Source organism: Flavobacterium sp. ASW18X, from assembly GCF_005144745.1.
In the GTDB taxonomy this organism is placed as follows: Bacteria; Bacteroidota; Bacteroidia; order Flavobacteriales; family Flavobacteriaceae; genus Croceivirga.
Genome location: NZ_SWKK01000014.1, coordinates 85,957 through 111,368, shown reverse-complemented (window position 1 = coordinate 111,368; position 25,412 = coordinate 85,957). Strand labels below are relative to the sequence as shown.

Here is a 25,412-nt window from a genome sequence, read left to right as displayed (position 1 = left end):
AGATAACAAATGGCACGTTCATTAAAAAAAGGACCATACGTTCATTTTAGTTTAGAAAAGAAGGTTCAGGCAAATGTTGAGTCTGGTAAGAAGACTGTAATTAAAACTTGGTCTAGAGCTTCAATGATAACTCCTGATTTTGTTGGTCAGACTATAGCAGTACATAACGGAAAACAATTCGTTCCTGTTTATGTTACGGAAAATATGGTGGGTCACAAGTTAGGCGAATTTTCACCAACGCGTTCATTCCGTGGACACGCTGGAGCTAAAAATAAAGGAAAAAAGTAATAAGCTATGGGAGTTCGTAAGAGACAAATGGCGGAAAGAATTAAGGAAGAGAAAAAAAGCATGGCGTTTGCTAAGCTTAATAACTGTCCTACTTCGCCTAGAAAAATGAGATTAGTAGCTGATTTAGTTCGTGGTAAGAAAGTAGAAATGGCTTTAGCTATTTTGAGATTCAACCAAAAAGAAGCTTCTAGAAGATTAGAGAAACTTTTGCTTTCTGCTATTGCTAACTGGGAGGCTAAAAATGAAGATGCTAGTATTGAAGATGCGGATTTAATTGTTAAGGAAATTCGTGTGGATGGCGGTACTATGTTGAAGCGTTTGCGTCCAGCTCCGCAAGGTAGAGCTCATAGGATTAGAAAGCGTTCTAACCACGTAACTTTGGTTTTGGGTGCTAAGAATACAATAACTTCAGAAACAACGGCATAAGAATATGGGACAAAAGACTAATCCGATAGGAAATCGTTTAGGAATCATCAGAGGATGGGAGTCCAATTGGTATGGAGGAAATGATTATGGAGATAAGTTGGCGGAAGATGATAAAATCAGACGTTATATCAATGCTCGTTTAGCTAAGGCTAGTGTTTCTAGAGTAATTATAGAGCGTACGCTAAAATTAATTACAGTTACAATTACAACAGCAAGACCTGGTATCATTATTGGTAAAGGTGGGCAAGAGGTTGATAGATTGAAGGAAGAGTTGAAAAAAATTACTGGTAAAGAGGTTCAAATCAACATTCACGAAATTAAAAGACCTGAGTTGGATGCTAACCTTGTTGCTGCTAGTATTGCAAGGCAAATAGAAAATAGAATTTCTTACCGTAGAGCTATTAAAATGGCTATAGCGGCTGCTATTAGAATGAATGCGGAAGGAATTAAAGTTCAGATTTCTGGTAGGTTAAATGGGGCAGAAATGGCGCGTTCAGAAACTTACAAGGATGGAAGAATTCCGTTGTCTACCTTTAGAGCAGATGTAGACTATGCTTTAGAAGAGGCTCACACTACTTATGGTAGATTGGGTATTAAGGTATGGATTATGAAGGGAGAGGTATATGGTAAGAGAGAATTATCGCCACTTGTAGGTCTTTCTAAAGGAAATTCCAAAGGAGGAGGAAAACAAGACGGTGGTAAAAGACAACGTCGTAGAAAATAACAGAGTAAAGAGCAGGTAAGATGTTACAGCCTAAAAGAACAAAATTTCGTAAAGCCCAGAAGGGAAGAATGAAAGGGAACTCCCAGAGAGGACATCAGTTGTCTAATGGTATGTTTGGTATCAAATCTTTGGATTCTCATTTTATTACTTCTCGCCAAATAGAAGCTGCGCGTATCGCCGCTACTAGATATATGAAAAGGCAGGGGCAGTTGTGGATTAAAATATTCCCGGACAAACCTATTACCAAAAAACCTTTAGAGGTGCGTATGGGTAAGGGTAAGGGTGCACCCGAATATTGGGTGGCAGTTGTAAAACCAGGTAGAATCATGTTTGAGGTTGCTGGCGTGCCACACGATATTGCAAAGGAAGCTTTGCGTTTAGCTGCCCAAAAGTTGCCGGTAAAAACAAAATTCGTAGTAGCCAGAGATTACGCTGGATAAACTGATCTGAGATGAAACAAACAGAGATTAAAGAATTATCGGTAGAGGAGATTCAGCAAAAGTTGGCTGAATTGAAGAAAGAATATGCGGATTTAAAAATGGCGCACTCGGTTACCCCATTAGAAAATCCAATGCAGATTAGAAAAGCAAGAAGAATTGTCGCAAGGTTGGCAACTGAGTTAACTAAAAGGGAACTACAATAACAGATTCGGCCTTATGGAAGAAAATACAAGAAATTTAAGAAAAGAAAGAATCGGGGTTGTTACCAGTAACAAAATGGAGAAGTCCATTGTTGTTTCTGAAGTAAAACGAGTGAAGCATCCTATGTATGGTAAGTTCGTTTTGAAGACCAAGAAATATGTTGCCCATGATGAGAAGAATGACTGTAATGAAGGCGACACGGTAAGAATTATGGAAACAAGGCCTCTAAGTAAAACAAAATGCTGGAGGTTAGTAGAAATCCTAGAAAGAGCTAAGTAATCATGGTACAACAAGAATCAAGATTAAAAGTTGCGGACAATACTGGTGCTAAAGAAGTGCTTACCATCCGTGTACTTGGAGGAACAAAAAGAAGATATGCATCTTTAGGAGATAAGATCGTTGTTACTGTAAAAGAGGCTACGCCTAATGGTACGGTAAAAAAAGGTTCTGTGTCTACTGCTGTTGTAGTACGATCTAAAAAAGAGGTTAGAAGACCGGATGGTTCTTACATTAGGTTTGATGACAATGCTTGCGTTTTATTGAACCCTGCAGGGGAGATGAGAGGTACTAGGGTTTTTGGTCCTGTGGCTAGAGAACTTAGAGATAAGCAGTATATGAAGATTGTTTCATTGGCCCCTGAGGTACTTTAAAAGTTAAGACGATGAAATTAAAGATTAAAACAGGAGATACGGTAACAGTTGTCGCTGGTGACCACAAGGGTTCTGAAGGAAAAGTTTTGCGCGTAGACCTTGAGAAAAACAAGGCAATCGTTGAAGGTGTAAATGTGGTCAAAAAGCATGAAAAGCCTAGTGCGCAAAACCCACAGGGTGGTATCGTAGAAAAAGAAGCGCCTATCCATATTTCTAATTTAGCACTAATTGAAAACGGTAAATCCGTTAGAGTTGGTTTTGAGGTTAGAGATGGCAAAAAGGTAAGGGTGTCCAAAAAAACAGGAGAAATTATCTAGTCATGAGTTATATTCCAAGACTAAAACAAGAATACAAGGAGCGTGTAATTAAGGCGCTTACTGAAGAATTCGGTTACAAAAATGTAATGCAAGTTCCTAAGCTAAACAAAATTGTGGTTAGTAGAGGGGTTGGTGCTGCTGTAGCTGACAAGAAATTGATAGATCACGCTGTAGAAGAATTGAGTAATATCACTGGGCAGAAAGCTGTTGCTACAATGTCAAAGAAAGATGTTGCTACTTTCAAATTGCGAAAGGGAATGCCAATTGGTGCTAAGGTAACCTTAAGAGGAGAACGTATGTACGAATTTTTGGATAGGTTGATTACTTCGGCATTACCTAGGGTTAGAGATTTTCAAGGTGTTAAGGCTACTGGTTTTGATGGTCGTGGAAATTATAACTTGGGGGTTACTGAGCAAATCATCTTTCCAGAGATTAATATAGACAGAATCAACAGAATTAATGGTATGGATATTACCTTTGTTACTTCTGCTGAAACTGATAAAGAAGCAAAATCATTGTTGACCCAACTAGGATTACCTTTTAAAAAGAATTAAGATGGCCAAAGAATCAATGAAAGCCCGTGAAAGAAAAAGGGCAAAAACTGTAGCTAAATACGCAGAAAAGAGAAAGGCGCTTAAGGAAGCTGGTGACTATGAGGCGTTGCAGAAACTTCCTAAAAATGCATCTCCAGTAAGAATGCGAAATAGATGTAAGTTAACTGGTAGGCCAAGAGGGTATATGCGTACTTTTGGAATTTCTAGGGTTATGTTTAGGGAAATGGCAAACAAAGGTTTGATTCCTGGAGTTAAGAAAGCAAGTTGGTAATTTAGATAAATAGACAGAAAAATGTTAACAGATCCAATTTCAGATTATTTAACAAGAATAAGAAACGCTAGTAGAGCGGGTCATAGGGTTGTGAACATTCCTGCTTCCAACTTGAAAAAGGAGATGACCAAAATTCTTTTTGATCAAGGGTATATTTTAAGCTATAAATTTGAAGATGATTCCGTACAGGGAAACATTAAAATAGCTTTAAAGTATAATAAATTGAGCAAAGAGCCAATAATTAAAAAATTACAGAGAGTAAGTAAGCCTGGTCTTAGGAAATATGCTAGTGCAGATGAACTGCCTAGGGTATTAAATGGGTTAGGTATTGCAATTGTATCTACTTCTCATGGGGTGATGACTAGCAAGCAAGCTAAGCAAGAGAATGTTGGAGGAGAGGTATTGTGTTACGTATACTAAAAAGTAAAAAAGAACTAGAGAGATGTCAAGAATAGGTAATAGTCCAGTAGCGATTCCAGAAGGTGTTACCGTTGAAGTTAAGGACAACGTAGTTACTGTAAAAGGTAAGCTTGGAGAATTGAGCCAAGACTTTGCTGGTGTAGAAGTAAAAGTAGAGGAAGGTAATGTGGTTGTAGAGAGGCCATCTGATTCTAAAGACTTAAAAGCTAAGCATGGTTTGTATAGAGCATTAATCAACAATATGGTGGAAGGTGTTTCTAAAGGATGGACCAAAGAACTAGAGTTGGTAGGTGTAGGTTACAGAGCAAGTAATCAAGGTCAAAAACTAGATTTGGCTTTAGGATTTTCTCACAACATCATAATGGATATAGCTCCAGAGGTAAAGATAGAAACCGTTTCTGAAAAGGGTAAAAACCCAATCGTGAAGTTGACATCTCATGACAAACAACTGGTTGGAGCGGTTGCGGCTAAGATTAGATCTTTTAGAAAACCTGAGCCTTACAAAGGAAAAGGTATCAAGTTTGTTGGAGAGATTATTAGAAGAAAAGCAGGTAAATCAGCTTAATAACAAGGTATAATGGGATTATCAAAGACTGATAGAAAATTAAGGATAAGAAGAAGGATAAGAAAAGTGTCTTTTGGTACGGAAGCTCGTCCACGTTTATCCGTGTTCCGTAGTAATAAAGAAATCTATGCTCAGGTAATAGATGACAATGCAGGTAAAACATTGGCTTCTGTTTCTTCTAGAGATAAAGGTTTGGAGCTTAGCGGAACTAAGACAGAAATTGCTGCTGCTGTTGGTAAAGCCATAGCAGAAAAAGCATTGAAAGCTGGTATAGAAACTGTTGCCTTTGATCGTGGAGGTAACTTATACCACGGTAGAGTTAAAGCATTGGCAGAAGGTGCCAGAGAAGGTGGATTAAAATTCTAAATCATATGTACCAGAAGTATAAAAACGTAGAACTAGTTAAACCAGGTGGTTTAGAATTAAAAGATCGCCTTGTTGGTGTACAAAGGGTAACTAAAGTAACTAAGGGTGGTCGTGCCTTCGGTTTCTCTGCAATCGTTGTTGTAGGAGACGAGAACGGTGTAGTTGGCCACGGTCTTGGAAAATCTAAAGAAGTTGCTACTGCAATCGCCAAGGCTGTAGAAGATGCAAAAAAGAATTTGGTAAGGATTCCTTTGAATAAGGCTACATTGCCACATGAGCAAAAAGGTAAGTATGGAGGTGCAAAAGTGTTTATCAAACCTGCATCTCAGGGTACTGGAGTTATTGCTGGAGGTGCTGTAAGAGCTGTATTGGAGGCTGTAGGTATTCATGATGTACTTTCTAAGTCTCAAGGTTCATCTAATCCTCACAACGTTGTAAAGGCGACTTTTGATGCATTATTACAACTAAGAGATGCGGGTACTATTGCTGAGCAGAGAGGTGTAAGTCTGGATAAAGTTTTTAAAGGATAATACGATGGCTAAGATTAGAGTTAAGCAATTAAAAAGTGCAATCAAGAGACCTCAGAACCAAAAGAGAACTCTAGAGGCATTGGGATTAAGGAAATTAGGCCAAGTAGTAGAACATGAGGCTACTCCAAATATCCTTGGAATGATAAAGAAAGTAGAACATTTGGTTTCCACAGAGGAAGCCTAAATAACCAAGACTAATGGATTTAAGTAATTTAAAACCAGCAGAAGGAGCAAAGAACCGAGATGGTAAACGTCTTGGTAGAGGACAAGCATCTGGTAAAGGTGGTACTGCTGCACGTGGTCACAAAGGGGCCAAATCTAGATCAGGTTACTCTAAGAAAATTGGTTTCGAGGGTGGTCAGATGCCATTACAAAGACGAGTTCCTAAGTTCGGTTTCAAAAATATTAACCGTAAAGAGTATCAAGGAATCAATCTTGATAAATTACAAGCTTTAGTAGACGAGAAAGGTGTAAAAGATGAAGTATCTTTGGACACTCTTGTAGAAAATGGCTTAGCAGGTAAAAACGATTTGGTAAAGATTTTAGGTGGTGGTGAATTAAAAACCAAACTTAAAGTTTCTGCCCATAAATTTAGTGCTTCTGCAAAGGCTGCTATAGAAGCTGCAGGAGGAGAAGCAATAAGTTTATAATTTTAAGATATGAAGAAGTTTATTGAGACTATATCAAATATTTGGAAGATTGAGGAACTTAGGAACCGTATCCTAATAACCCTTGGTTTACTATTGGTGTATCGTTTTGGTGCGCAAGTGGTGCTTCCAGGTATAGATACTACTCAATTGGCACAACTAACCTCCCAAACAGAGAACGGTATCTTAGGTATTTTAAATGCATTCACAGGGGGAGCTTTTGCTAATGCCTCTGTTTTTGCGTTAGGTATCATGCCATATATTTCTGCCTCTATTGTGGTGCAACTTATGAGTATTGCAATTCCTTATCTGCAGAAATTGGATAAAGAAGGCGAGAGCGGAAGAAAAACTAAAAACCAAATTACACGTTGGCTAACCATTGCTATTTGTATTGTTCAAGCACCAACCTATTTATATGGGTTAAGTGCATTGGGTGTTCCAGATAGTGCTTTTGTTTTGGGTAAAGGTCTTAACTTTATTGTTCCTTCTGTAATTATTTTAGTTACAGGATGTGTCTTTGCCATGTGGTTAGGAGAGCGAATTACTGATAAAGGTATTGGTAATGGTATCTCTTTGTTGATTATGATAGGTATCATAGCAACTATGCCGCAATCCTTTTTACAGGAATTTATTTCTAGAACCACTAATACTCCTGGGGGAATAATGTTTATTCTAGTAGAAGTTATTGTTTGGTTCTTGGTTATTCTTGCTAGTGTATTGTTGGTAATGGCTGTAAGGCAAATACCGGTACAATATGCTAGAAGAAGTGCTACGGGTGGTTATGAGAAAAACGTGATGGGTTCTCGCCAGTACATTCCTTTAAAATTGAATGCCTCTGGAGTTATGCCTATCATTTTTGCACAAGCAATTATGTTTGCTCCAGCGCTTATTGGTAAAACATTTAACAATACTACTGCTGGGCAATGGATGGAAGTTCAGTTTGCTGATATTTTTGGTTGGGCATATAATATATTATTTGCTGCTTTGATAATCATTTTTACTTATTTCTATACGGCTATAACAGTTCCAACGAACAAAATGGCAGATGATTTAAAAAGAAGTGGTGGATTTGTACCTGGTATACGTCCCGGAAAGGAGACTGCAGATTATTTAGATAAAATAATGTCTTTAATTACTTTTCCAGGTTCAATATTTTTAGCACTTTTGGCGGTTTTACCGGCAATTGTAGTGAAATTGATGGATGTTCAGGCTGGATGGGCGCTGTTTTATGGTGGTACTTCACTGTTAATTATGGTCGGTGTGGCTATAGATACAGTACAACAAGTAAATTCTTATTTGTTGAATAGACACTATGACGGATTGATGAAAACCGGAAAAAATAGAAAAGTAGCTTAACATGGCAAAACAGGCAGCTATAGAGCAAGACGGAAGTATCATTGAGGCATTGTCCAATGCAATGTTCCGTGTGGAATTAGAAAATGGTCATATTGTAACGGCACATATATCTGGTAAGATGCGTATGCACTACATTAAGTTGTTGCCAGGAGATAAGGTAAAATTAGAAATGAGTCCTTACGATTTGACTAAAGCAAGAATTACATATAGATATTAAGAAAATTGATATGAAGGTAAGGGCATCAATAAAGAAAAGAAGTGCAGACTGCAAGATAGTACGCAGAAAGGGTAGACTGTACGTAATTAACAAAAAGAATCCTAGATTTAAACAAAGACAAGGGTAATTATGGCTAGAATTGCAGGTGTAGATATACCAAAACAAAAGAGAGGTGTTATAGCAATGACCTACATCTTCGGTATTGGAAAAAGCCGTGCCAAAGAAATTTTGGCAAAAGCTAATGTAAGCGAAGATGCAAAAGTTTCTGATTGGAACGATGACGAAATCGGTAGAATCAGAGAAGCTGTTTCTGAATATACCATTGAAGGTGAATTGCGTTCAGAAACACAAATGAACATCAAACGTTTAATGGATATCGGTTGTTACCGTGGTATACGTCATAGAGCTGGTCTACCATTACGTGGTCAGAGAACAAAGAACAATTCTAGGACAAGAAAAGGAAAACGTAAAACAGTTGCTAACAAGAAAAAGGCAACTAAATAATAGCTAGGGCATTATGGCAAAGTCAAATACCAAAACAGCAAAAAAACGTAAAGTTGTTGTTGAATCAACAGGAGAGGCTCACATTGTAGCTTCTTTTAACAACATTATTATTTCTTTGACCAATAAGAAGGGAGATGTTATTTCTTGGTCTTCTGCTGGTAAGATGGGCTTTAGAGGGTCTAAAAAGAATACTCCTTATGCAGCCCAAGTTGCTGCTGAAGATTGTTCTAAAGTAGCGCACGAAGCTGGTTTAAGAAAAGTAAAGGTTTACGTTAAAGGACCTGGTAATGGTAGAGAATCCGCAATCCGTTCAATACACAACGCTGGTATAGAAGTTACAGAAATTGTAGATGTTACTCCACTACCACATAACGGTTGTAGACCTCCAAAAAGAAGAAGAGTTTAATTATAATTGAGTCTGTCTCACAAGGACAGACTTTTATTCATCGAGTGTGCAATAATGATTATCGAAGGATAAGCCTTAATTCATAATCGTACATTCAAATTTATTAGAAAATGGCAAGATATACAGGACCAAAAACTAAGATAGCCCGTAAGTTCGGTGAAGCTATCTTTGGCGACGACAAGTCGTTTGAGAAAAAGAATTATCCTCCAGGACAACACGGTAACAACCGCAGAAGAGGTAAAAAGTCAGAATATGCTATCCAGTTGATGGAAAAGCAAAAGGCGAAGTATACCTACGGTATCTTGGAGCGTCAATTTAGAAATTTGTTCGCAGCTGCAAAGCGTAAAGATGGTGTAACTGGTGAGGTTTTACTACAGCTTTGTGAGTCTAGATTGGATAATGTGGTATACCGAATGGGTATTGCACCATCTAGAAGAGCCGCAAGACAGTTAGTGTCTCACAGACATATAACGGTAAATGGTGATTTAGTGAACATTCCATCATATTCCCTAAAACCTGGTGATGTTGTTGGTGTAAGGGAAAAATCTAAATCTGTACAAGCAATCACAGACTCATTAACAAATAGCAATAGTTCAGTTTATGAGTGGTTAACTTGGAATGGAGAAAAGAAAGAAGGTACTTTTGTAACAGTACCAGAAAGGCTTCAAATCCCTGAAAATATCAAGGAGCAGCTAATCGTCGAGTTATACTCTAAATAATAACAACATTAATCCAATTATGGCATTACTTAATTTTCAGAAGCCCGATAAAGTTATAATGATAGACTCAACAGATTTCGAGGGGAAATTTGAATTTCGCCCTTTGGAACCTGGTTATGGCTTAACTGTTGGGAACGCATTAAGAAGGGTACTACTTTCCTCTTTGGAAGGTTTTGCCATCACATCTGTTAGAATTGACGGCGTTGAGCATGAATTCTCTGTAATTCCTGGTGTTGTTGAGGATGTTACTGAAATGATTTTGAATTTAAAGCAAGTTCGTTTCAAAAGACAAATTGATGATGTTGAGAGTGAGACGGTATCTATCTCTGTAAGTGGTAAAGAACAACTTACTGCTGGTGATTTCCAAAAATTTATTTCTGGTTACCAAGTTTTGAACCCAGATTTAGTGATTTGTAACATGGATGCTAAGGTGTCTGTGAACATGGAAATCATTATAGAGAAAGGTCGTGGGTATGTACCTGCAGAAGAGAATAAGAAGTCTAATGCTCCTATTGGTACAATAGCAGTAGACTCTGTATTCACTCCTATCAAAAATGTAAAATACAGCATTGAGAACTATAGGGTAGAACAAAAGACAGATTACGAAAAGTTAGTTTTTGAAATTAGTTCTGATGGTTCTATTCATCCTAAAGATGCCTTGACAGAAGCTGCCAAAGTTTTGATACACCACTTTATGTTATTCTCTGATGAGCGTATCACTTTAGAGGCGGATGAAATTGCTCAGACAGAAACTTATGATGAGGAGTCATTGCATATGCGTCAGTTGCTTAAGACTAAGTTGGTAGATATGGACTTGTCTGTGCGTGCCTTGAACTGTCTTAAAGCAGCAGAAGTAGATACTTTAGGAGACTTGGTATCTTTTAACAAAAATGATTTGATGAAGTTCAGAAACTTCGGTAAAAAATCGTTAACAGAATTAGAAGAGTTGGTTATTAACAAAGGCCTTCAGTTTGGCATGGACTTAACCAAATATAAATTAGATAAGGATTAAATAATCATATTTTGCTCTCCTTAGTAGGATGTAAGGATGTGGTAGCAAGATGATAAAGGAAAACCATGAGACACGGTAAAAAATTCAATCATTTAGGTAGAAAGTCTGCCCACAGAAAGGCAATGTTAGCTAACATGGCTTGTTCTTTAATTGAACATAAAAGAATCAATACAACTGTTGCTAAGGCAAAAGCGCTTAAGCAGTTTGTAGAGCCCTTAATTACGAAGGCTAAAACTGAAAACAATCAGACTACTGAAAAAGGTACGCACAATAGAAGAATTGTTTTTAGTAACCTTAGAAGCAAGGAAGCTATTACGGAGTTGTTCGGTACAGTAGCAGAAAAAGTTGGTGATAGACCAGGGGGTTACACAAGAATTATTAAGCTTGGTAATCGTCTAGGAGATAATGCTGACATGGCTATGATAGAGTTAGTGGACTTTAATGAAGTTTATAACACAGATGCTAGTAAAAAGAAAACTACTAGAAGAAGTAGAAGAGGCAAAAAAGCTACAGAGGTAGCGCCGGTTCAAGAAGCTCAACCAGCAACTGATGATTCTGAAGAATAAAATGTTTATTATTCATTCATAACTTAAAAGGATACGTTTTTAACGTATCCTTTTTTTTATGTTTTTTTGTAAAATTTTTGCACCCAATATGAAATATCAAAAAAGAAAAAAGGCACTATTACTTTTAGAGGACGGTACAATATTCTACGGTAAAGCAGTAGGGGAAAAGGAGGGCACCTCCTTTGGCGAGGTATGTTTTAATACTGGGATGACCGGCTATCAAGAAATTTTTACAGACCCGTCTTATTTTGGTCAATTAATGGTAACTACTAATGCCCATATTGGTAATTATGGTACCAATAAAGATGAAATTGAGTCAGACTCTATTAAAATTGCAGGTCTCATTTGTAAGAACTTTAGTTACGAATATTCAAGACCAAGTGCCGATAAAAGCTTATTAGAATTTTTAAATGATAATAATTTATTGGCCATCTCTGATGTTGATACTAGGGCTTTGGTTAGTTACATTAGAGATAATGGAGCTATGAATGCGGTGATATCTACACGTGTCAATGAAGTAGACCAACTAAAAGAAGAGCTTAAACAAGTTCCTAGTATGGAAGGCTTAGAATTAGCTTCTAAAGTATCTACAAAAGAACCTTATATATATGGGGAAGATTCCGCGCAATACAGAATAGCGGCTTTAGATATCGGTATCAAAAAAAATATCCTTAGAAATTTAGAAAAGAGAGGTGCGCAAATAAAGGTTTTCCCATATAATACTTCGCAAGAGGAATTGGCAAAGTGGAATCCAGATGGTTACTTTATCTCTAATGGTCCTGGTGATCCAGAACCTTTAAAAGATGCCATTCAAACAACAAAAGATATACTAAAAACAAACAAACCGTTATTTGGAATTTGTTTAGGGCACCAAGTATTGGCTTTAGCAAACGGGGTGTCTACCTATAAAATGCACCATGGGCATAGAGGAATTAATCACCCAATTTTGAATTTAATGACGGGGAAAGGAGAAATTACAAGTCAAAATCATGGTTTCGCAGTCAACAGAGAAGAGACAGAAGCGCATCCAGACTTAGAGATAACTCATACCCATTTAAATGATGGAACTGTGGCTGGTATTAAAATGAAATATAAAAATGTATTCTCTGTACAATACCATCCAGAAGCAAGCCCTGGCCCACATGATGCGGATTATTTATTCGACCAATTTTTCGAAGCTATAAAGGCTAGTGCCAACTAAATCGTTTGAGTTTATTTTTAAGTTATTAACGGTGTTTTTACACTGTAAATGTTCCGCTTAAAGATGTGCCTTTCGTATCTTCGTTTAGTTAAATGCAACCTTAAAAAATAGATTATGAGTATTATCGTCAACATTCATGCAAGACAAATATTAGATTCTCGTGGTAACCCTACGGTAGAAGTAGATGTTATCACGGAAACCGGTGTTTTAGGTAGAGCAGCTGTGCCTTCAGGAGCTTCTACAGGAGAGCATGAAGCCGTTGAACTTAGAGACGGTGGAGATTCCTTCATGGGTAAAGGAGTAGGCCAAGCCGTAAACAATGTAAACACAATCATTGCAGAAGAGTTAGTAGGTACTTCTGTTTTTGAGCAAAACTATATAGATGCTACCATGATAGCATTGGATGGTACCCCAAATAAATCTAAATTGGGTGCAAATGCAATTCTAGGGGTTTCTTTAGCCGTGGCAAAAGCAGCCGCGGAAGAATTAGGTATGCCCTTATATAGATATGTAGGTGGAGTTTCTGCGAATACCTTACCAGTACCGATGATGAACATAATTAATGGTGGTTCTCATTCAGATGCTCCTATCGCATTTCAAGAGTTTATGGTAATGCCAGTTAAGGCGAAAGATTTTAGTCATGCCATGCAAATGGGAACAGAAATCTTCCACAACCTTAAAAAAGTATTGCACGATAGAAACCTAAGTACTGCAGTTGGTGACGAAGGTGGTTTTGCACCAAACTTGGCTGGTGGTACAGAAGACGCATTAGATACTATTGCTAAGGCGGTAGATAAAGCAGGATATAAATTAGGAGACGATGTAATGATTGCTCTTGATTGTGCTTCTGCTGAGTTTTACGTAGATGGTAAGTATGATTATACCAAGTTTGAAGGTGATAAGGGAGTAGTAAGAACTTCTGAAGAGCAAGCCACATACTTGGCAGAATTGTGTGAGAAGTACCCTATCATCTCCATTGAAGATGGTATGGATGAAAACGACTGGGATGGATGGAAGTTACTTACTGAAAAAGTGGGTGATAAAGTACAATTAGTTGGTGATGATTTATTTGTTACTAATGTAGAGCGTTTATCCAAAGGTATAGCGAATGGTATTGCTAATTCTATACTTATCAAAGTAAACCAGATTGGTACACTAACAGAAACTATTGCAGCCGTAAACATGGCTAAAAATGCGGGGTATACTTCTGTTATGTCTCACCGTTCAGGAGAAACTGAAGACAATACTATTGCAGATTTGGCCGTAGCACTAAATACAGGGCAAATTAAAACAGGTTCAGCATCCAGAAGTGATAGGATGGCTAAGTATAACCAATTGCTTAGAATAGAAGAAGAATTAGGAGATGTTGCTTATTATCCACAGCAAAAAGCTTTCAAAATCAAATAATAACAATTATTTAGCTATAAAAAAGCCTTTCTTAAACTAGAAAGGCTTTTTTTTATATTGTATATTAATGTTTTAATCAATCGCCAAGTTCTACATGAAAAACTTTTTATTCGCAGCTGCAGAAAACGATGCTATTCCTAAATGCAAAGCTGGTGGTATGGGCGATGTAGTAAGAGATGTTCCTAGGCAAATATCAGAAAGGGGAGACCGTACCCATGTGGTTGTACCTTCTTATGGTAGACTGCATCAAAACGGTACATTTAGGACCAACCTCAAATTTAGTTTAAGAGGTATTACTTATACTGCAGAAATATACGAAGTGCCGCCAAAGAAAATTTATGAGAATATACATCATTATGTAATTCATCATCCAGAAATACAAGCTGGTGGCATTGCTCATATTTACCATGATGATCCAGAGGAGCCTTTTTATACCGATGCCATAAAATATTTTATATTTTGTACAGCCGTGGCAGAAGCTATTAAACAAGGTGTTTTTGGAGATTTAGATGTAGTTCATTTACATGACTGGCATTCTAGCTTATTGCTTTTTCTAAGAGAATATGTGGCAGAATATGAAGCGCTAAAACCTATTCGTTTTGTTTATAGCATTCACAATTTAGCCATACAAGGTATACGTCCGTTTAAGGATAATTATGCTTCTTTGTTAAATTGGTTTCCTACAGCACCGTTAGATTATAATAAGTTAATGGACTACCGTTACCAAGATTGTGTTAATCTTATGGCTGTTGGTATACGTTTAGCGGATGCGGTACATACGGTTTCTCCTAGTTATAAAGCGGATGTGATGAAACCAAGCACGCCTCCAGAGTTTATTGGAGGAGAAGGATTAGAGATAGACTTGCAGCAAGCCGACGAAGAAGGGCGTTTATTTGGAATATTAAACGGCTGTAATTATAGTAACATTAATGTAGAGGCCTCTGGCAATATTTATAGAAATACCATAAAATCACTTTTTCAATGGTTACAAGAGGAATCTAAAAAATATAAGGCAGATTTTCTTGCGCATACTGGTGAAAAAATTATGGAATACGTCTCTAACGGTAAACCAAAATTTATTGCTTGTAGCGTTGCCCGACTTACAGAACAGAAATTTTATTTTTTTAAACGTTCTCCTGAAGCTTTTGAGGCAATTTTAGAAAAACTTAAAACGCATGATGGAATCTTTATGCTTTTAGGTACAGGGGCGCCAGAATACGAAGAACTTTTTAGAAAAATAAGTTACAAGTATGATAACTTTATCTTCACCAATGGGCAATCAGAGTGTTTAATTGACAGTATGTATCAGGAATGCGATTTATATTTTATGCCTAGTTTGTTTGAGCCTTGCGGTATAAGTCAGATGTTAGCTATGCGTAATGGAAACCCATGTTTGGTACACCATACAGGTGGTTTAAGAGATACAGTAGATCATTTACAGACAGGTTTTGCTTTTGATGGTGGCTCCTATGAAGAAAAAATACAGAGCATGCTCGCTAGCTTTGATTTGGCATTAGATATTTTTAATAATGATAAACCAAGGTGGAAAAAAATGCAAACAGCTGCTAAACGCAAACGTTTTACTTGGAAAAAATCTGTGGATCAATACTACGAAGCGTTATATCGGTTATAAGTTGTTCACTTATAAAGATATTCGTTAATAATAGTTCAAAATGGCCTGTTTAAATTGTTAAAGCTTTGGCTTTTTCGTAAATTTAGCCGCAAAGATTTTACTAATAAAAATTATAGATGTCGAAAACTGCTACAATAGAATTTGAGGGGAAAAAATATGAGTTTCCTGTAGTAAAGGGAACCGAGGACGAATTAGCAATTGATATAAAAACGCTACGCTCCACAACGGGTATGGTAACTATAGATCCAGGGTTTAAAAACACAGGTTCTTGTGAAAGTTCAATTACCTTTTTGGATGGAGAAAAGGGTATTTTAAGGTACAGAGGGTATTCCATTGAAGACCTAGCAGAAAAGGCGGACTTTTTAGAAGTAGCATATTTGCTAATTTTTGGTGAACTTCCTAACAAAGAGCAGCTTGCTAAATTCGATGCAGATATAAAGGCAGAGTCTCACGTGGATGAAGAAATGAAAAAGATTTTGGATGGTTTTCCTAAATCTGCGCACCCAATGGGCGTGTTATCTTCTTTAACGAGTGCTTTAATTGCTTTTAATCCTTCTTCTGTAGATGTAGATTCAGAAGAAGCCATGTACAGTGCAATTGTAAGAATCATGGCAAAATTCCCAGTACTTGTAGCATGGACAATGCGCAAAAAAATGGGACTACCTTTAGATTATGGGGATGATAATTTAGGGTATGTAGAGAACATTCATAAAATGATGTTCAAAAGACCAAACAAGGATTATAAAAAGGATAGTACTGTAATTGATGCTTTAGATAAGTTATTAATTCTTCACGCTGACCATGAGCAGAATTGTTCTACCTCTACTGTACGTATTGTAGGTTCTTCTCATGCGGGTTTATTTGCTTCTTTATCTGCAGGTATATCTGCACTTTGGGGACCATTACATGGTGGAGCAAACCAAGCCGTTTTAGAAATGCTAGAAGCCATCCAAGAAGACGGTGGTGATACTAAAAAATACATGGGTAAAGCCAAGGACAAAGAAGACCCATTTAGATTAATGGGCTTTGGGCACCGTGTATACAAGAATTTTGATCCAAGAGCAAGAATCATTAAAAAGGCAGCAGATGAAGTTTTGGGTAGCCTTGGTATTGACGACCCTATTCTAGATGTTGCTAAAGGTTTAGAAAAAGAGGCTTTGGAAGATGACTACTTTGTAAAAAGAAAGTTGTATCCTAATGTAGATTTTTATTCTGGGATAATTTATAGAGCCCTAGGGATACCTGTAGATATGTTTACCGTAATGTTTGCTTTAGGTCGTTTGCCTGGTTGGATTGCACAATGGAGAGAAATGCGTTTGCGTAAAGAACCAATAGGTAGGCCAAGACAGGTTTATATTGGAGCAAACCATAGAGAATTTAAAAAGATAGCCGACCGCTAGAACTTTCGAGTTTTTTCAGCAAATCTTTAGAAAATTCCGCACAATATTTTTCAAAATAATAATGGTAAGGATATTGCACGGAATCTTTACTGTTCATTGCCTTAGAACTGGTTCTGAAGATATAATTTAAAAGAGCTAATCGCTCATCTTTATCTAATTGATAGAGTTGGGCGATTACTTTTTGTTTATAATTGTAACAAATTTCTTGAGTTTTCTTATAATTCTCAGCATTTCTATCAGAACCAAGGTTGCTAAGTGCATTAGAATTTACTGTAGGATTAGGGACGACAAGGGTGTTAAATCGTTTATCTGAGTATGGTTTATTGTCACCGTCTGGTGACTGCGCATAACTTGCTGGCGACAGTACTGAAATGAGTAGACCACCAAAAAGAATGATTGAAACCATAGACTCAGCGTAAACTTTTTTCATAGAAAGAAATTTCTTACAAATTAATAAAATGTAGTCAAATTTTACACAATTTTTCAACAGAAATTATGGATTAAATTTTTGTTAAATAAAAGGAGGCTGCAACAAATCTTAAACAAGTACTGTGAATCTAAATGTAGTTGATGAAATTGGCCAGTTAAAGGCAGTTGTTTTGGGAACGGCAATAAGTAATGGACCAATCCCTACTCTAGAAGAAGCTTATGACCCAAAGTCTATGGAGCATATAAAAGCGGGCACCTATCCTATAGAGGAGGATATGGTTAAAGAAATGACAGCTTTTGAAACAGTTTTGAAAAAATATGGTGTAACAGTCTATAGACCGACAATTATAAAGGACTGTAATCAGATTTTTTCTAGAGATATTGCTTTTGTGATAGAAGATAAAATATATCATGCCAATATATTACCAGACAGAGAGAATGAATTTGAGGCCATACAGCATGTGCTAGATGTAATTGATCCAAATAAATTAATAAGGCCTCCAGAAGATGTGCACGTAGAAGGAGGTGATGTTATGCCTTGGAATAATTATATTTTTGTGGGCACGTATACAGCGCCAGATTATTCTTCTTTTATTACTGCAAGAACTAATAAAGCTGCTGTAGAATTTTTACAAAAGGAATTTCCTAATAAAATAGTAAAGTCTTTTGAACTTAGAAAGTCTAACACTAACGCTAAAGAAAATGCATTGCATTTAGATTGTTGTTTTCAGCCATTAGGAAAAGGAAAAGCAATAGTGCATAAGAATGGATTTCTGGTAGAAGAAGAATACCAGTGGCTACTAAACTTTTTTGGTAAGGAAAATGTTTTTGAAATTACAGCAGAAGAAATGTACCGCATGTTTAGCAATGTATTTTCCATTTCACCAGAAGTTGTTGTGTCAGAAAAAAACTTCACAAGACTTAATAATTGGTTGCGAGAGCAAGGGTTTACGGTAGAAGAAATACCCTATGGAGAAATTGCAAAACAAGAAGGATTGTTACGTTGCAGCACCTTACCTTTGATTCGTGAATAATTCAACAACAATGCAGATTACAAACACAATATTAATGGTACGCCCAGTAGCGTTTAGGATGAACGAGGAGACGGCGGTTAACAATTATTTTCAAGAAGATTTATCACTTAAAAATCAAGAAATTAATCTCAAGGCCCAGGAGGAGTTCGATGCATTTGTAACTAAATTACAAGCGCATGGGGTGCAAGTTGTTGTCATAGAAGATAGAATAGAAGAAGATACGCCAGATTCTATTTTTCCTAATAATTGGATTAGTTTTCACGAAGATGGTACCATCGGTGTTTATCCTATGTTTGCAGAAAACCGAAGAAGAGAACGTAGAGAAGATGTTTTTGATGTATTAGAAGATAAAGGGTTTGCTATTGATAAGATTGTAGACTATACTAGTGCAGAAGAGGAAGAACTTTATTTAGAAGGTACAGGGAGTATAATTTTGGACCGTGTACATAAAAAGGCCTATTGTGCTTTGTCTGATAGGGCGGATGAGGAATTGTTTATAGAATTCTGCGAGGATTTTGATATGTTTCCAGTAATTTTTACGGCTAACCAAACCGTAGATGGTAAGCGATTACCTATTTATCATACCAATGTTATGATGGCACTTGCAGAGACTTTTGCAGTGATTTGTTTAGAAGCAATAGATGACAAAAAAGAGCGTAAAAATGTAATAGACCATCTTAAAAAAGATGGTAAAGAAATTATTGCAATCACGGAAAAACAGATGCACAGTTTTGCGGGGAACATGCTGCAGGTATTAGGAGCAGATGACAACCGCTATTTAGTGATGAGTTCTACAGCCTATAACAGTTTAACTAGTGATCAATTAAAAACTATTGAGCAACATTGCGGCATACTACATAGCCCGCTGTCTACTATAGAAACCTGTGGGGGAGGTTCTGCAAGATGCATGATGGCAGAGGTATTTTTACCCAAAAAATAGCTTAATGTTAATTTTTTGCTAAAAGTGCTTATTGAATAGTGATAGGAGGTTGTTGTTTGTGGAATAAATTCGTAATTTTTTGTAAGAATTTACGTTAAATGATTAACCTTTATTTTTATTCACTATGGCTTTATGGGAAATAGATGAGATAATCATTAGTGGAATTGAGCTCATCAAACATTCAGAATTAGAACCAACATTTAAAAAGCATATACTATGGAACCTAGAGAATATTCCAGAATTGTATGGTTTTGATGCAGGCATGTTCAATAGAACGGAACTGGATATAGATTTTTCTTACGAGAGAATGAATATCTACAACGTAGGTTATTATGTTATAGCAGAAGCAAAAAAACGTGGTTACAAAGATTTAGTGTACGATTGGTCTGCCTTTTTACTCAATTTTAGAGAAGGTTATTTTGCTGAAATAGCAGCTACTCAAGAGCTTAAAGAAGGAGTGCTTAAGCAGGTAAAACTAATTTTTGAAAGCTTAGATTTTAGTGATTACGAGCCAATACATCTTAGCTTAACCATATACCAAAACGGAATGGATTGGTATAGTGAGGATCAAAAAGCATTGGTAAAATGGTTTTGTACTAATAATGCAGCAATCAACAACCAAAATTTAGAACCAAGCCTGTAGTTTTAATCACTATAAGTTGTTTTGAAACTCTTTATGGCAGCATTGGGTTCCATAATGTTGTAACCTGTCCAAAAATCGGCATTGTAAGCGGGCATATAAGTTGGCTTTAAAGCTTTGTCTTCTTTATAATTAGCTATTGCGGCTTCCTCAATTAGTTCGTTTTGAAAAATGACCAACTCGTATTTATCAACATTAGAAATTTGAAAATCCAGATTCATACGCAGCTCATTTTGCTTGCGTCTCCCTTTTACGTGTTTGTTTTTCTCTATAACGTCTAAAGGTCTATCTATTCTAAACCATTTGCCAAAAGTTATATCTGCAAATTTTAATGCGTAACGACCATTGGCTATTTTGCCAAAACGCATGGTGCCCTTATAGGTTACATCTCTATAGTAAATGCCAAGAAGTCTAAAATTTCTTAGGTTTTTTACGTTCTCAAAATCAATTCGCATTACGGCAAAATCATCGATTTTAATATAGATTTTTCCCTTAAAATCTGCCTTTCCTTTGGGTTCAAAATCCACAACATAGACACCATTACCGTCTATTTCTGAGTATCCGTTTAGACTAAAACTATAGCGCTTGTATTTATCAACAATATTTAGTTTACTATCTTCTTTGTAATATAGTTCTTCATAAATATCTCGTAACATCCAACGCTGCCCATGTACCGCGCCGTTTGTAGTGTCCTTGGCTTTTTCTATTTCGCTGGCCAATTCTTTTGCCTCTTCTTCTTTTATATCGTTCAAAATAGAATCTACCTGTATTTTTTGACTAAACAAACCCGATTTTACTTTTAAATAGGAGCTAGGTTTTACATGTTTTTTAAAAATGGTTTCCATGTAATCGCCAATGCCTTCAATAGAGTTTAATTGGTCTTTGTTGTACATTTCTGCAACTTTTATCAGACCAATTTTACTCATCTCCTTAGAGGAATATAAATCGCCCAACGCTTCTGTATAATGATAGGTATTTCTTGGTACAGCTCTGCCAATACTATCTATTAATTCTTTGTCTAACTCTTCAATACTGGATTTTTCAAAACCAAAATCTAGTTTATGGATGTTCGCAAATTCTGAGTTTCTTAAAAAATAACGTTGTTTTATGGGAGACAAGTTTCGGTTGCTAGGAATATTTTCAATCATCTTTTCAATGATTTCATCAACCGTTAATTCCTTATCAAACAAGAACACACCATCTAGGTTTATGGCTTTAGGTGTTAGATAAAGTATAGAGTCTAATGGGGCAACAAAAGGGAAACCTGTTTTCTCGTACCCCATGCTAGAAATGTAAATACTGTCTAGTTTCTTTTCGTTTTCTTTTAATGTAAAAGAAAAAAGTCCCTCGTCATTGGTAATAACACCTGCATGTTCTCCATAGGCCACGGTAGCATACGGAATAGCTTTTTTTGTTTTACCATCTACTAATTTAGCAGCAAAGGTTTGTGCCTGTAGTTGATAAATACAGCAGATAAATACAAGAGAGGTAGATAAGAATAAGGTTTTATGGAGCATACTTAGCGTTTGTTTGTATTAATAAGACAACTTATGTACTTAAATGGTTGCCTCTTAACACGAATAAGACTCTAAGTTGTTACATTATTGCGCCTTAACCAAGTTATTTATCATTCCTTTAAATATAAAAATGTGAAAAGGTAGTACACTATACCAGTATAGTCTACCTTTTAAACCCCTTGGTCTAAAGGTTGCTGTTTGGTGTAAGGTATTGTTGGCGTCTATTCTAAATTCTAGCCACGCTTCGCCAGGCAACCGCATTTCTGCAAAAAGCAAAAGGCGTTTTTTATCTCGGTCTGCCAAAAGCACACGCCAAAAATCCAACGCATCTCCAGGAAATATTTTATCGGGATGCGTACGCCCACGACGCAAACCAGGGCCACCATTCATTTTGTCTAGATAACCTCTTATTTTCCAAAGCCAATTGCCATAATACCAACCCGTTTCTCCACCAATTTTCCAAATATTGTCAAGGGTACGTTTCACGTCTGTTATGGCAAGCGTTTTTTTATCCGTTAGTACCCCATATTTTGGTACCTGAATGTATTTTTCTAAGTTTCTACGTATTTGCCCGCTTGCTAAACTATCCTTCCAACTACTGACTACTAAATTTTGTTCTATTTTTTTAAATGCAAAATCAATAGCTTGCTCATACGTTAACGGCTCTATACCTAATAATTGCTGTAATTTATTGTCTCTTGCCACTACTTCCATCTTCATGCTATCTACCAAATTCACGGCAAGCTTGTAAGAAGTAGAGGTTACAAAATATAGCCAGTAAGAAGATAACTTTGGTGTCATTACCGGTACCGTGTAAATCCAATTTTTAAAGCCCCTTACCTTAGCATATTTGTGTAGCATTTCTTTGTAGGTCAACACATCTGGTCCGCCAATATCAAAAGATTGGTTGTACGTTTCTGCATGCCCCAAAACTTGGGTTAAAAAGGCTATTACGTCCCTAATGGCAATAGGTTGGGTTTTTGTTAGCACCCATTTAGGAGTTATCATTACCGGGAGTTTCTCACACAAATCCCTTATAATTTCAAAGGAGGAACTTCCAGAGCCAACGATAATTCCGGCGCGTAGCACCGTTAAATTAAAAGGCCCTTTGTACAAGATTTCTTCTACATTTTTTCGAGAAGAAAGGTGTTTGCTCAACTCCTGCTCATTAACAATGCCACTTAGGTAAATTACCTGTTTTACATTGGTGCCATGCATTAATTTATTAAAGTTCTCTGCCGCCAAAGCTTCTTTTTCATCAAAATCCGTGATAGAAGATGTCATGCTGTGTATTAAGTAATAAGCGGCATCTATATCTGTAGGTATAGGGTTGTTTTCTGGTAGTTTTAAAAAGTCTACTTCAATAACTTCTATCTGTTCTAGAATTTCTTCCTCTACAGACAGTCGGTTTTTATCGCGCACAGCGCACACCAATTGGTGCCCAGAATCCAGTAAGTTTGGTAAAAGGCGCATGCCAATGTAGCCATTTGCTCCTGTTAGTAGAATTTTCATAAATCTTCTATTGAGGTTGGTGCGGTATCAGCTTTATAATCTAATAACTTCTTAAAAAATTTCTGCACCGCCTTAGTGTCTGCCAAAACCTTTACAAAATAATGGTCACGGTAAACCGAATAAATGGCCATATCGCCCTTATAGATAGTAAGTTTGTAAAAAGGAATTACTAGGGCATAAGATTCTAATAACGACCTAAAGCCAAGTATGATGCCTTTTGGGCGTATTTCTATGTTGCAAACATTGGCATTGTTATCTAGAATAAGCAAATTGTGTATTTCAACACTTGCTTCTTTGATTTCTAATTTTGGCGAGCCAATACCGCCCATTTTAATACGGTCTTTTAGTGGAAAAGGCTTACCCACTTCAGCATCTATTTTTCTGGTAATCTCTTTATTATTGTAAGATACGTTCAATAGCATAATCTAATAGTATTAGAGATTGCCCAAAACAAATTTAATAGCCCTCTTAGATAAAAGATGTGTTTGCTACAAGTATAAACGTTACGCTATTAAATTAAAAAAGCGAGATTCTTGCAAGCCATATGGTTAAATTTATTTTCTATCCTCAAAACTATTAAGTTCTAAAACCAATAAATGAATCTAAAACAAGCTTGGTAGCAAGCAAATGTTCCGTGCAATCTTTTCTTTTAAAGATACGGCGGAAATGGCACTATTGCATATAAAACAGGGAAAAAACGGTAAAAAAATGTAGTTTTGCAGGCCACAAAAAGGCATGTTTATGAAGCTTACCACGGTATTAGAAGAAAAAGTAAAAGAAGCGGTACAATCTATTTTTGGTCAGGAATTGCCTGCTGTAGAATTTCAACCTACTCGTAAAGATTTTGAGGGAGACATCACCGTGGTGGTTTTTCCTATGTTACGTGTGGTTAAAGGTAATCCAGTAGCTATTGGTACGCAAATTGGGGAATACTTGGTAGAAAATGTAGAAGAAGTAGCCAAGTTTAACGTGGTAAAAGGTTTTTTGAACTTGGTGGTGAGTGATGCCTATTACATTAACTTTTTTAAATCCATATTGGTGGTAGAGCAGTTTGGCTATGCGCCGGCCAACTCTAAGGACGCTGTTATGGTAGAATATTCTAGTCCTAATACCAATAAGCCACTACACCTAGGGCATATTAGAAATAATTTATTGGGATATTCCGTTGCGGAAATTTTAAAAGCTGCCGGTCATAAGGTATATAAAACCCAAATTATTAATGATCGGGGTATACATATTTGTAAAAGCATGTTGGCTTGGCAAAAGTTTGGCAAGGACGAAACACCAGATTCCTCAGGTTTAAAAGGAGACCATTTGGTGGGTAAATATTATGTGGCTTTTGATAAAGCCTATAAAGCAGAAATTGCGGAATTGATAAGTGCCGGTAAAACCAAAGAAGAAGCAGAGAAGGAAGCGCCTATTTTATTAGAAGCCCAAGAAATGCTTCGTAAATGGGAGGCCGGAGATGCACAAGTGGTGGAACTTTGGAAAATGATGAATGGTTGGGTATACAAAGGTTTTGATACTACGTATGAGAATCTTGGTGTGGATTTTAACCAGCTGTATTATGAGAGTGATACTTATTTACTAGGTAGAGATGTGGTACAAGACGGACTGGAAAAAGGTGTTTTCTTTAAAAAAGAAGACGGTAGCGTTTGGATAGACCTAACCGAAGATGGCTTAGACGAGAAAATTGTACTTCGTTCTGATGGCACCGCGGTGTATATGACACAGGATATAGGTACGGCCATACAGCGTGTTACCGATTTTCCAGATATTAATGGCATGGTTTATACCGTAGGTAATGAGCAAGACTATCACTTTAAAGTACTTTTCTTAATACTAAAAAAACTAGGGTATAGCTGGGCAGATAAGTTGTATCATTTGAGTTACGGAATGGTAGATTTACCATCTGGTAAAATGAAGAGTAGGGAAGGAACCGTAGTAGATGCCGACGACCTTATCCAGAATATGGAAGATACGGCTGCAGAAATTTCTCAAGAACTAGGCAAGCTAGATGGTTATTCAGATACCGAAAAACAAGCACTTTACCGCACCATTGGTTTGGGAGCTCTAAAATATTACATCTTAAAGGTAGACCCTAAAAAGCGAATTCTATTTAACCCAGAGGAGTCTGTAGATTTTCAAGGTAATACGGGGCCATTTATACAGTACACCTATGCTAGAATACAGAGTATTCTTAGAAAAGCGAATGAGTTGAATTTAGACTTAGAAGTGGCTGTAACTTCTGTGCATCCAAAGGAAAAAGAATTGTTGAAGCAATTAGAGTTATTCCCGGATAAAGTACAAGAAGCCGCAGAAAACCATAGTCCTGCATTGGTGGCAAATTATGTGTATGATTTGGTCAAGGAGTTCAATTCTTTTTATCAACAGGTATCTATTTTAGGTGAAGAGGATGCTCAAATAAAGGCTTTCCGTGTAAACCTTAGTAAAAAGGTAGCAGATGTTATTAAAGATGCATTTTTATTGCTAGGGATTCATGTGCCTGTGAGAATGTAA

At 36.7% G+C, this 25,412-nt stretch carries 36 protein-coding genes; 32 read left to right on the top strand and 4 right to left on the bottom strand.

The window, feature by feature from the left end; all coding sequences use genetic code 11:
* Positions 1–9 precede the first annotated feature (9 nt).
* The 28 genes from rpsS (at position 10) to FBT53_RS10800 (ending at position 16,820) form a co-directional block, all read left to right on the top strand.
* Positions 10–288, top strand: a complete 279-nt coding sequence (rpsS, locus tag FBT53_RS10935; protein ID WP_136951227.1) for a 30S ribosomal protein S19 — start codon at positions 10–12, stop codon at positions 286–288.
* A gap of 6 nt (positions 289–294) precedes the next feature.
* Positions 295–714 carry a 50S ribosomal protein L22 gene (gene rplV, locus FBT53_RS10930; RefSeq protein WP_136951226.1) on the top strand — a complete coding sequence of 140 codons (420 nt, stop codon included), beginning with the start codon at positions 295–297 and terminating at the stop codon, positions 712–714.
* Positions 715–718: 4 nt separating this feature from the next.
* Entirely contained in the window at positions 719–1,438 is a 720-nt protein-coding gene (gene rpsC, locus FBT53_RS10925; protein ID WP_136951225.1) for a 30S ribosomal protein S3, read from the top strand.
* Positions 1,439–1,458: 20 nt separating this feature from the next.
* A complete protein-coding gene (gene rplP, locus FBT53_RS10920; RefSeq protein ID WP_136951224.1) occupies positions 1,459–1,878 on the top strand; it encodes a 50S ribosomal protein L16 in 420 nt (139 codons plus the stop codon).
* Between the two features lie 11 nt (positions 1,879–1,889).
* Positions 1,890–2,081: a 50S ribosomal protein L29 gene (gene rpmC / locus FBT53_RS10915; RefSeq protein WP_136951223.1), complete on the top strand. Its 192-nt coding sequence runs from the start codon at positions 1,890–1,892 to the stop codon at positions 2,079–2,081.
* Between the two features lie 13 nt (positions 2,082–2,094).
* Positions 2,095–2,358 (top strand): 30S ribosomal protein S17, encoded by a 264-nt coding sequence (rpsQ, locus tag FBT53_RS10910; protein WP_136951222.1) that lies wholly within the window; start codon positions 2,095–2,097, stop codon positions 2,356–2,358.
* 2 nt (positions 2,359–2,360) lie between these two features.
* Positions 2,361–2,729 (top strand): 50S ribosomal protein L14, encoded by a 369-nt coding sequence (gene rplN / locus FBT53_RS10905; RefSeq protein WP_136951221.1) that lies wholly within the window; start codon positions 2,361–2,363, stop codon positions 2,727–2,729.
* Between the two features lie 11 nt (positions 2,730–2,740).
* Positions 2,741–3,046, top strand: coding sequence for a 50S ribosomal protein L24 (gene rplX / locus FBT53_RS10900; RefSeq protein WP_136951220.1), 306 nt, complete (start codon positions 2,741–2,743; stop codon positions 3,044–3,046).
* Positions 3,047–3,048: 2 nt separating this feature from the next.
* A complete protein-coding gene (gene rplE / locus FBT53_RS10895) occupies positions 3,049–3,600 on the top strand; it encodes a 50S ribosomal protein L5 (protein WP_136951219.1) in 552 nt (183 codons plus the stop codon).
* Between the two features lies 1 nt (position 3,601).
* On the top strand, positions 3,602–3,871 hold the full coding sequence (gene rpsN, locus FBT53_RS10890; protein WP_136951218.1) for a 30S ribosomal protein S14: 270 nt from the start codon (positions 3,602–3,604) through the stop codon (positions 3,869–3,871).
* A 21-nt stretch (positions 3,872–3,892) separates the two neighbouring features.
* Complete coding sequence (gene rpsH, locus FBT53_RS10885) at positions 3,893–4,291, top strand: 30S ribosomal protein S8 (protein WP_136951217.1); 399 nt, start codon at positions 3,893–3,895, stop codon at positions 4,289–4,291.
* Between the two features lie 22 nt (positions 4,292–4,313).
* A complete protein-coding gene (rplF, locus tag FBT53_RS10880) occupies positions 4,314–4,856 on the top strand; it encodes a 50S ribosomal protein L6 (RefSeq protein WP_136951216.1) in 543 nt (180 codons plus the stop codon).
* Between the two features lie 12 nt (positions 4,857–4,868).
* Complete coding sequence (gene rplR, locus FBT53_RS10875; protein WP_136951215.1) at positions 4,869–5,222, top strand: 50S ribosomal protein L18; 354 nt, start codon at positions 4,869–4,871, stop codon at positions 5,220–5,222.
* Between the two features lie 5 nt (positions 5,223–5,227).
* Complete coding sequence (gene rpsE, locus FBT53_RS10870; RefSeq protein ID WP_136951214.1) at positions 5,228–5,752, top strand: 30S ribosomal protein S5; 525 nt, start codon at positions 5,228–5,230, stop codon at positions 5,750–5,752.
* A gap of 4 nt (positions 5,753–5,756) precedes the next feature.
* Positions 5,757–5,936 carry a 50S ribosomal protein L30 gene (gene rpmD / locus FBT53_RS10865; protein ID WP_136951213.1) on the top strand — a complete coding sequence of 60 codons (180 nt, stop codon included), beginning with the start codon at positions 5,757–5,759 and terminating at the stop codon, positions 5,934–5,936.
* Positions 5,937–5,949: 13 nt separating this feature from the next.
* A complete protein-coding gene (gene rplO, locus FBT53_RS10860) occupies positions 5,950–6,402 on the top strand; it encodes a 50S ribosomal protein L15 (RefSeq protein ID WP_136951212.1) in 453 nt (150 codons plus the stop codon).
* A gap of 9 nt (positions 6,403–6,411) precedes the next feature.
* On the top strand, positions 6,412–7,755 hold the full coding sequence (gene secY / locus FBT53_RS10855; protein WP_136951211.1) for a preprotein translocase subunit SecY: 1,344 nt from the start codon (positions 6,412–6,414) through the stop codon (positions 7,753–7,755).
* Between the two features lies 1 nt (position 7,756).
* Complete coding sequence (infA, locus tag FBT53_RS10850; RefSeq protein WP_026753784.1) at positions 7,757–7,972, top strand: translation initiation factor IF-1; 216 nt, start codon at positions 7,757–7,759, stop codon at positions 7,970–7,972.
* Positions 7,973–7,982: 10 nt separating this feature from the next.
* Entirely contained in the window at positions 7,983–8,099 is a 117-nt protein-coding gene (gene ykgO / locus FBT53_RS10845; protein WP_010519235.1) for a type B 50S ribosomal protein L36, read from the top strand.
* A gap of 2 nt (positions 8,100–8,101) precedes the next feature.
* Positions 8,102–8,476, top strand: a complete 375-nt coding sequence (rpsM, locus tag FBT53_RS10840) for a 30S ribosomal protein S13 (protein WP_136951210.1) — start codon at positions 8,102–8,104, stop codon at positions 8,474–8,476.
* Between the two features lie 13 nt (positions 8,477–8,489).
* Positions 8,490–8,882, top strand: coding sequence for a 30S ribosomal protein S11 (gene rpsK / locus FBT53_RS10835; protein WP_136951209.1), 393 nt, complete (start codon positions 8,490–8,492; stop codon positions 8,880–8,882).
* Between the two features lie 110 nt (positions 8,883–8,992).
* Entirely contained in the window at positions 8,993–9,601 is a 609-nt protein-coding gene (gene rpsD / locus FBT53_RS10830) for a 30S ribosomal protein S4 (RefSeq protein ID WP_136951208.1), read from the top strand.
* 19 nt (positions 9,602–9,620) lie between these two features.
* A complete protein-coding gene (locus FBT53_RS10825; protein WP_136951207.1) occupies positions 9,621–10,613 on the top strand; it encodes a DNA-directed RNA polymerase subunit alpha in 993 nt (330 codons plus the stop codon).
* Positions 10,614–10,678: 65 nt separating this feature from the next.
* A complete protein-coding gene (gene rplQ, locus FBT53_RS10820; RefSeq protein WP_136951206.1) occupies positions 10,679–11,179 on the top strand; it encodes a 50S ribosomal protein L17 in 501 nt (166 codons plus the stop codon).
* 88 nt (positions 11,180–11,267) lie between these two features.
* Positions 11,268–12,380: a glutamine-hydrolyzing carbamoyl-phosphate synthase small subunit gene (gene carA / locus FBT53_RS10815; protein ID WP_136951205.1), complete on the top strand. Its 1,113-nt coding sequence runs from the start codon at positions 11,268–11,270 to the stop codon at positions 12,378–12,380.
* A gap of 114 nt (positions 12,381–12,494) precedes the next feature.
* Positions 12,495–13,787: a phosphopyruvate hydratase gene (gene eno / locus FBT53_RS10810; protein ID WP_136951204.1), complete on the top strand. Its 1,293-nt coding sequence runs from the start codon at positions 12,495–12,497 to the stop codon at positions 13,785–13,787.
* Positions 13,788–13,881: 94 nt separating this feature from the next.
* Positions 13,882–15,420: a glycogen synthase gene (locus FBT53_RS10805; protein WP_136951203.1), complete on the top strand. Its 1,539-nt coding sequence runs from the start codon at positions 13,882–13,884 to the stop codon at positions 15,418–15,420.
* A gap of 116 nt (positions 15,421–15,536) precedes the next feature.
* Entirely contained in the window at positions 15,537–16,820 is a 1,284-nt protein-coding gene (locus FBT53_RS10800) for a citrate synthase (RefSeq protein ID WP_136951202.1), read from the top strand.
* Here FBT53_RS10800 and FBT53_RS10795 read toward each other — a convergent pair.
* Positions 16,798–17,250, bottom strand: a complete 453-nt coding sequence (locus tag FBT53_RS10795; RefSeq protein WP_136951201.1) for a hypothetical protein — start codon at positions 17,248–17,250, stop codon at positions 16,798–16,800. The two genes, FBT53_RS10800 and FBT53_RS10795, sit on opposite strands and share 23 nt — an antisense overlap.
* Before the next feature lie 121 nt (positions 17,251–17,371).
* Here FBT53_RS10795 and FBT53_RS10790 point away from each other — a divergent pair, with 121 nt between their 5' ends.
* The 3 genes from FBT53_RS10790 (at position 17,372) to FBT53_RS10780 (ending at position 19,866) form a co-directional block, all read left to right on the top strand.
* Positions 17,372–18,283, top strand: coding sequence for a dimethylarginine dimethylaminohydrolase family protein (locus tag FBT53_RS10790; RefSeq protein WP_136951200.1), 912 nt, complete (start codon positions 17,372–17,374; stop codon positions 18,281–18,283).
* A gap of 10 nt (positions 18,284–18,293) precedes the next feature.
* Positions 18,294–19,223, top strand: coding sequence for a citrulline utilization hydrolase CtlX (ctlX, locus tag FBT53_RS10785; protein ID WP_136951199.1), 930 nt, complete (start codon positions 18,294–18,296; stop codon positions 19,221–19,223).
* Positions 19,224–19,347: 124 nt separating this feature from the next.
* Positions 19,348–19,866 carry a hypothetical protein gene (locus FBT53_RS10780; protein ID WP_136951198.1) on the top strand — a complete coding sequence of 173 codons (519 nt, stop codon included), beginning with the start codon at positions 19,348–19,350 and terminating at the stop codon, positions 19,864–19,866.
* Between the two features lie 2 nt (positions 19,867–19,868).
* Here the strand turns inward: FBT53_RS10780 and FBT53_RS10775 are convergent, their stop codons facing one another.
* The 3 genes from FBT53_RS10775 to FBT53_RS10765 all read right to left on the bottom strand — a co-directional run bounded on the left by FBT53_RS10775 (position 19,869) and on the right by FBT53_RS10765 (position 23,314).
* Entirely contained in the window at positions 19,869–21,380 is a 1,512-nt protein-coding gene (locus FBT53_RS10775) for a carboxypeptidase-like regulatory domain-containing protein (RefSeq protein ID WP_136951197.1), read from the bottom strand.
* An 84-nt stretch (positions 21,381–21,464) separates the two neighbouring features.
* Positions 21,465–22,892, bottom strand: a complete 1,428-nt coding sequence (locus tag FBT53_RS10770; protein ID WP_136951196.1) for an SDR family oxidoreductase — start codon at positions 22,890–22,892, stop codon at positions 21,465–21,467.
* Complete coding sequence (locus tag FBT53_RS10765; RefSeq protein WP_136951195.1) at positions 22,889–23,314, bottom strand: hypothetical protein; 426 nt, start codon at positions 23,312–23,314, stop codon at positions 22,889–22,891. Before FBT53_RS10765 ends, FBT53_RS10770 begins: the two co-directional genes overlap by 4 nt.
* Positions 23,315–23,633: 319 nt before the next feature.
* On the opposite strand from FBT53_RS10765, the gene argS reads away from it, so the two are divergent.
* Complete coding sequence (argS, locus tag FBT53_RS10760; protein WP_136951194.1) at positions 23,634–25,412, top strand: arginine--tRNA ligase; 1,779 nt, start codon at positions 23,634–23,636, stop codon at positions 25,410–25,412.

Excerpts from the sequence above, each read along its gene's own strand:
- rpsS (WP_136951227.1), top strand. The coding sequence starts at position 10 with ATGGCACGTTCATTAAAAAAAGGACCATACGTTCATTTTAGTTTAGAA.
- rplV (WP_136951226.1), top strand. The coding sequence starts at position 295 with ATGGGAGTTCGTAAGAGACAAATGGCGGAAAGAATTAAGGAAGAGAAA.
- rpsC (WP_136951225.1), top strand. The coding sequence starts at position 719 with ATGGGACAAAAGACTAATCCGATAGGAAATCGTTTAGGAATCATCAGA.
- rplP (WP_136951224.1), top strand. The coding sequence starts at position 1,459 with ATGTTACAGCCTAAAAGAACAAAATTTCGTAAAGCCCAGAAGGGAAGA.
- rpmC (WP_136951223.1), top strand. The coding sequence starts at position 1,890 with ATGAAACAAACAGAGATTAAAGAATTATCGGTAGAGGAGATTCAGCAA.
- rpsQ (WP_136951222.1), top strand. The coding sequence starts at position 2,095 with ATGGAAGAAAATACAAGAAATTTAAGAAAAGAAAGAATCGGGGTTGTT.
- rplN (WP_136951221.1), top strand. The coding sequence starts at position 2,361 with ATGGTACAACAAGAATCAAGATTAAAAGTTGCGGACAATACTGGTGCT.
- rplX (WP_136951220.1), top strand. The coding sequence starts at position 2,741 with ATGAAATTAAAGATTAAAACAGGAGATACGGTAACAGTTGTCGCTGGT.
- rplE (WP_136951219.1), top strand. The coding sequence starts at position 3,049 with ATGAGTTATATTCCAAGACTAAAACAAGAATACAAGGAGCGTGTAATT.
- rpsN (WP_136951218.1), top strand. The coding sequence starts at position 3,602 with ATGGCCAAAGAATCAATGAAAGCCCGTGAAAGAAAAAGGGCAAAAACT.
- rpsH (WP_136951217.1), top strand. The coding sequence starts at position 3,893 with ATGTTAACAGATCCAATTTCAGATTATTTAACAAGAATAAGAAACGCT.
- rplF (WP_136951216.1), top strand. The coding sequence starts at position 4,314 with ATGTCAAGAATAGGTAATAGTCCAGTAGCGATTCCAGAAGGTGTTACC.
- rplR (WP_136951215.1), top strand. The coding sequence starts at position 4,869 with ATGGGATTATCAAAGACTGATAGAAAATTAAGGATAAGAAGAAGGATA.
- rpsE (WP_136951214.1), top strand. The coding sequence starts at position 5,228 with ATGTACCAGAAGTATAAAAACGTAGAACTAGTTAAACCAGGTGGTTTA.
- rpmD (WP_136951213.1), top strand. The coding sequence starts at position 5,757 with ATGGCTAAGATTAGAGTTAAGCAATTAAAAAGTGCAATCAAGAGACCT.
- rplO (WP_136951212.1), top strand. The coding sequence starts at position 5,950 with ATGGATTTAAGTAATTTAAAACCAGCAGAAGGAGCAAAGAACCGAGAT.
- secY (WP_136951211.1), top strand. The coding sequence starts at position 6,412 with ATGAAGAAGTTTATTGAGACTATATCAAATATTTGGAAGATTGAGGAA.
- infA (WP_026753784.1), top strand. The coding sequence starts at position 7,757 with ATGGCAAAACAGGCAGCTATAGAGCAAGACGGAAGTATCATTGAGGCA.
- ykgO (WP_010519235.1), top strand. The coding sequence starts at position 7,983 with ATGAAGGTAAGGGCATCAATAAAGAAAAGAAGTGCAGACTGCAAGATA.
- rpsM (WP_136951210.1), top strand. The coding sequence starts at position 8,102 with ATGGCTAGAATTGCAGGTGTAGATATACCAAAACAAAAGAGAGGTGTT.
- rpsK (WP_136951209.1), top strand. The coding sequence starts at position 8,490 with ATGGCAAAGTCAAATACCAAAACAGCAAAAAAACGTAAAGTTGTTGTT.
- rpsD (WP_136951208.1), top strand. The coding sequence starts at position 8,993 with ATGGCAAGATATACAGGACCAAAAACTAAGATAGCCCGTAAGTTCGGT.
- FBT53_RS10825 (WP_136951207.1), top strand. The coding sequence starts at position 9,621 with ATGGCATTACTTAATTTTCAGAAGCCCGATAAAGTTATAATGATAGAC.
- rplQ (WP_136951206.1), top strand. The coding sequence starts at position 10,679 with ATGAGACACGGTAAAAAATTCAATCATTTAGGTAGAAAGTCTGCCCAC.
- carA (WP_136951205.1), top strand. The coding sequence starts at position 11,268 with ATGAAATATCAAAAAAGAAAAAAGGCACTATTACTTTTAGAGGACGGT.
- eno (WP_136951204.1), top strand. The coding sequence starts at position 12,495 with ATGAGTATTATCGTCAACATTCATGCAAGACAAATATTAGATTCTCGT.
- FBT53_RS10805 (WP_136951203.1), top strand. The coding sequence starts at position 13,882 with ATGAAAAACTTTTTATTCGCAGCTGCAGAAAACGATGCTATTCCTAAA.
- FBT53_RS10800 (WP_136951202.1), top strand. The coding sequence starts at position 15,537 with ATGTCGAAAACTGCTACAATAGAATTTGAGGGGAAAAAATATGAGTTT.
- FBT53_RS10795 (WP_136951201.1), bottom strand. The coding sequence starts at position 17,250 with ATGAAAAAAGTTTACGCTGAGTCTATGGTTTCAATCATTCTTTTTGGT.
- ctlX (WP_136951199.1), top strand. The coding sequence starts at position 18,294 with ATGCAGATTACAAACACAATATTAATGGTACGCCCAGTAGCGTTTAGG.
- FBT53_RS10780 (WP_136951198.1), top strand. The coding sequence starts at position 19,348 with ATGGCTTTATGGGAAATAGATGAGATAATCATTAGTGGAATTGAGCTC.
- FBT53_RS10775 (WP_136951197.1), bottom strand. The coding sequence starts at position 21,380 with ATGCTCCATAAAACCTTATTCTTATCTACCTCTCTTGTATTTATCTGC.
- FBT53_RS10770 (WP_136951196.1), bottom strand. The coding sequence starts at position 22,892 with ATGAAAATTCTACTAACAGGAGCAAATGGCTACATTGGCATGCGCCTT.
- FBT53_RS10765 (WP_136951195.1), bottom strand. The coding sequence starts at position 23,314 with ATGCTATTGAACGTATCTTACAATAATAAAGAGATTACCAGAAAAATA.
- argS (WP_136951194.1), top strand. The coding sequence starts at position 23,634 with ATGAAGCTTACCACGGTATTAGAAGAAAAAGTAAAAGAAGCGGTACAA.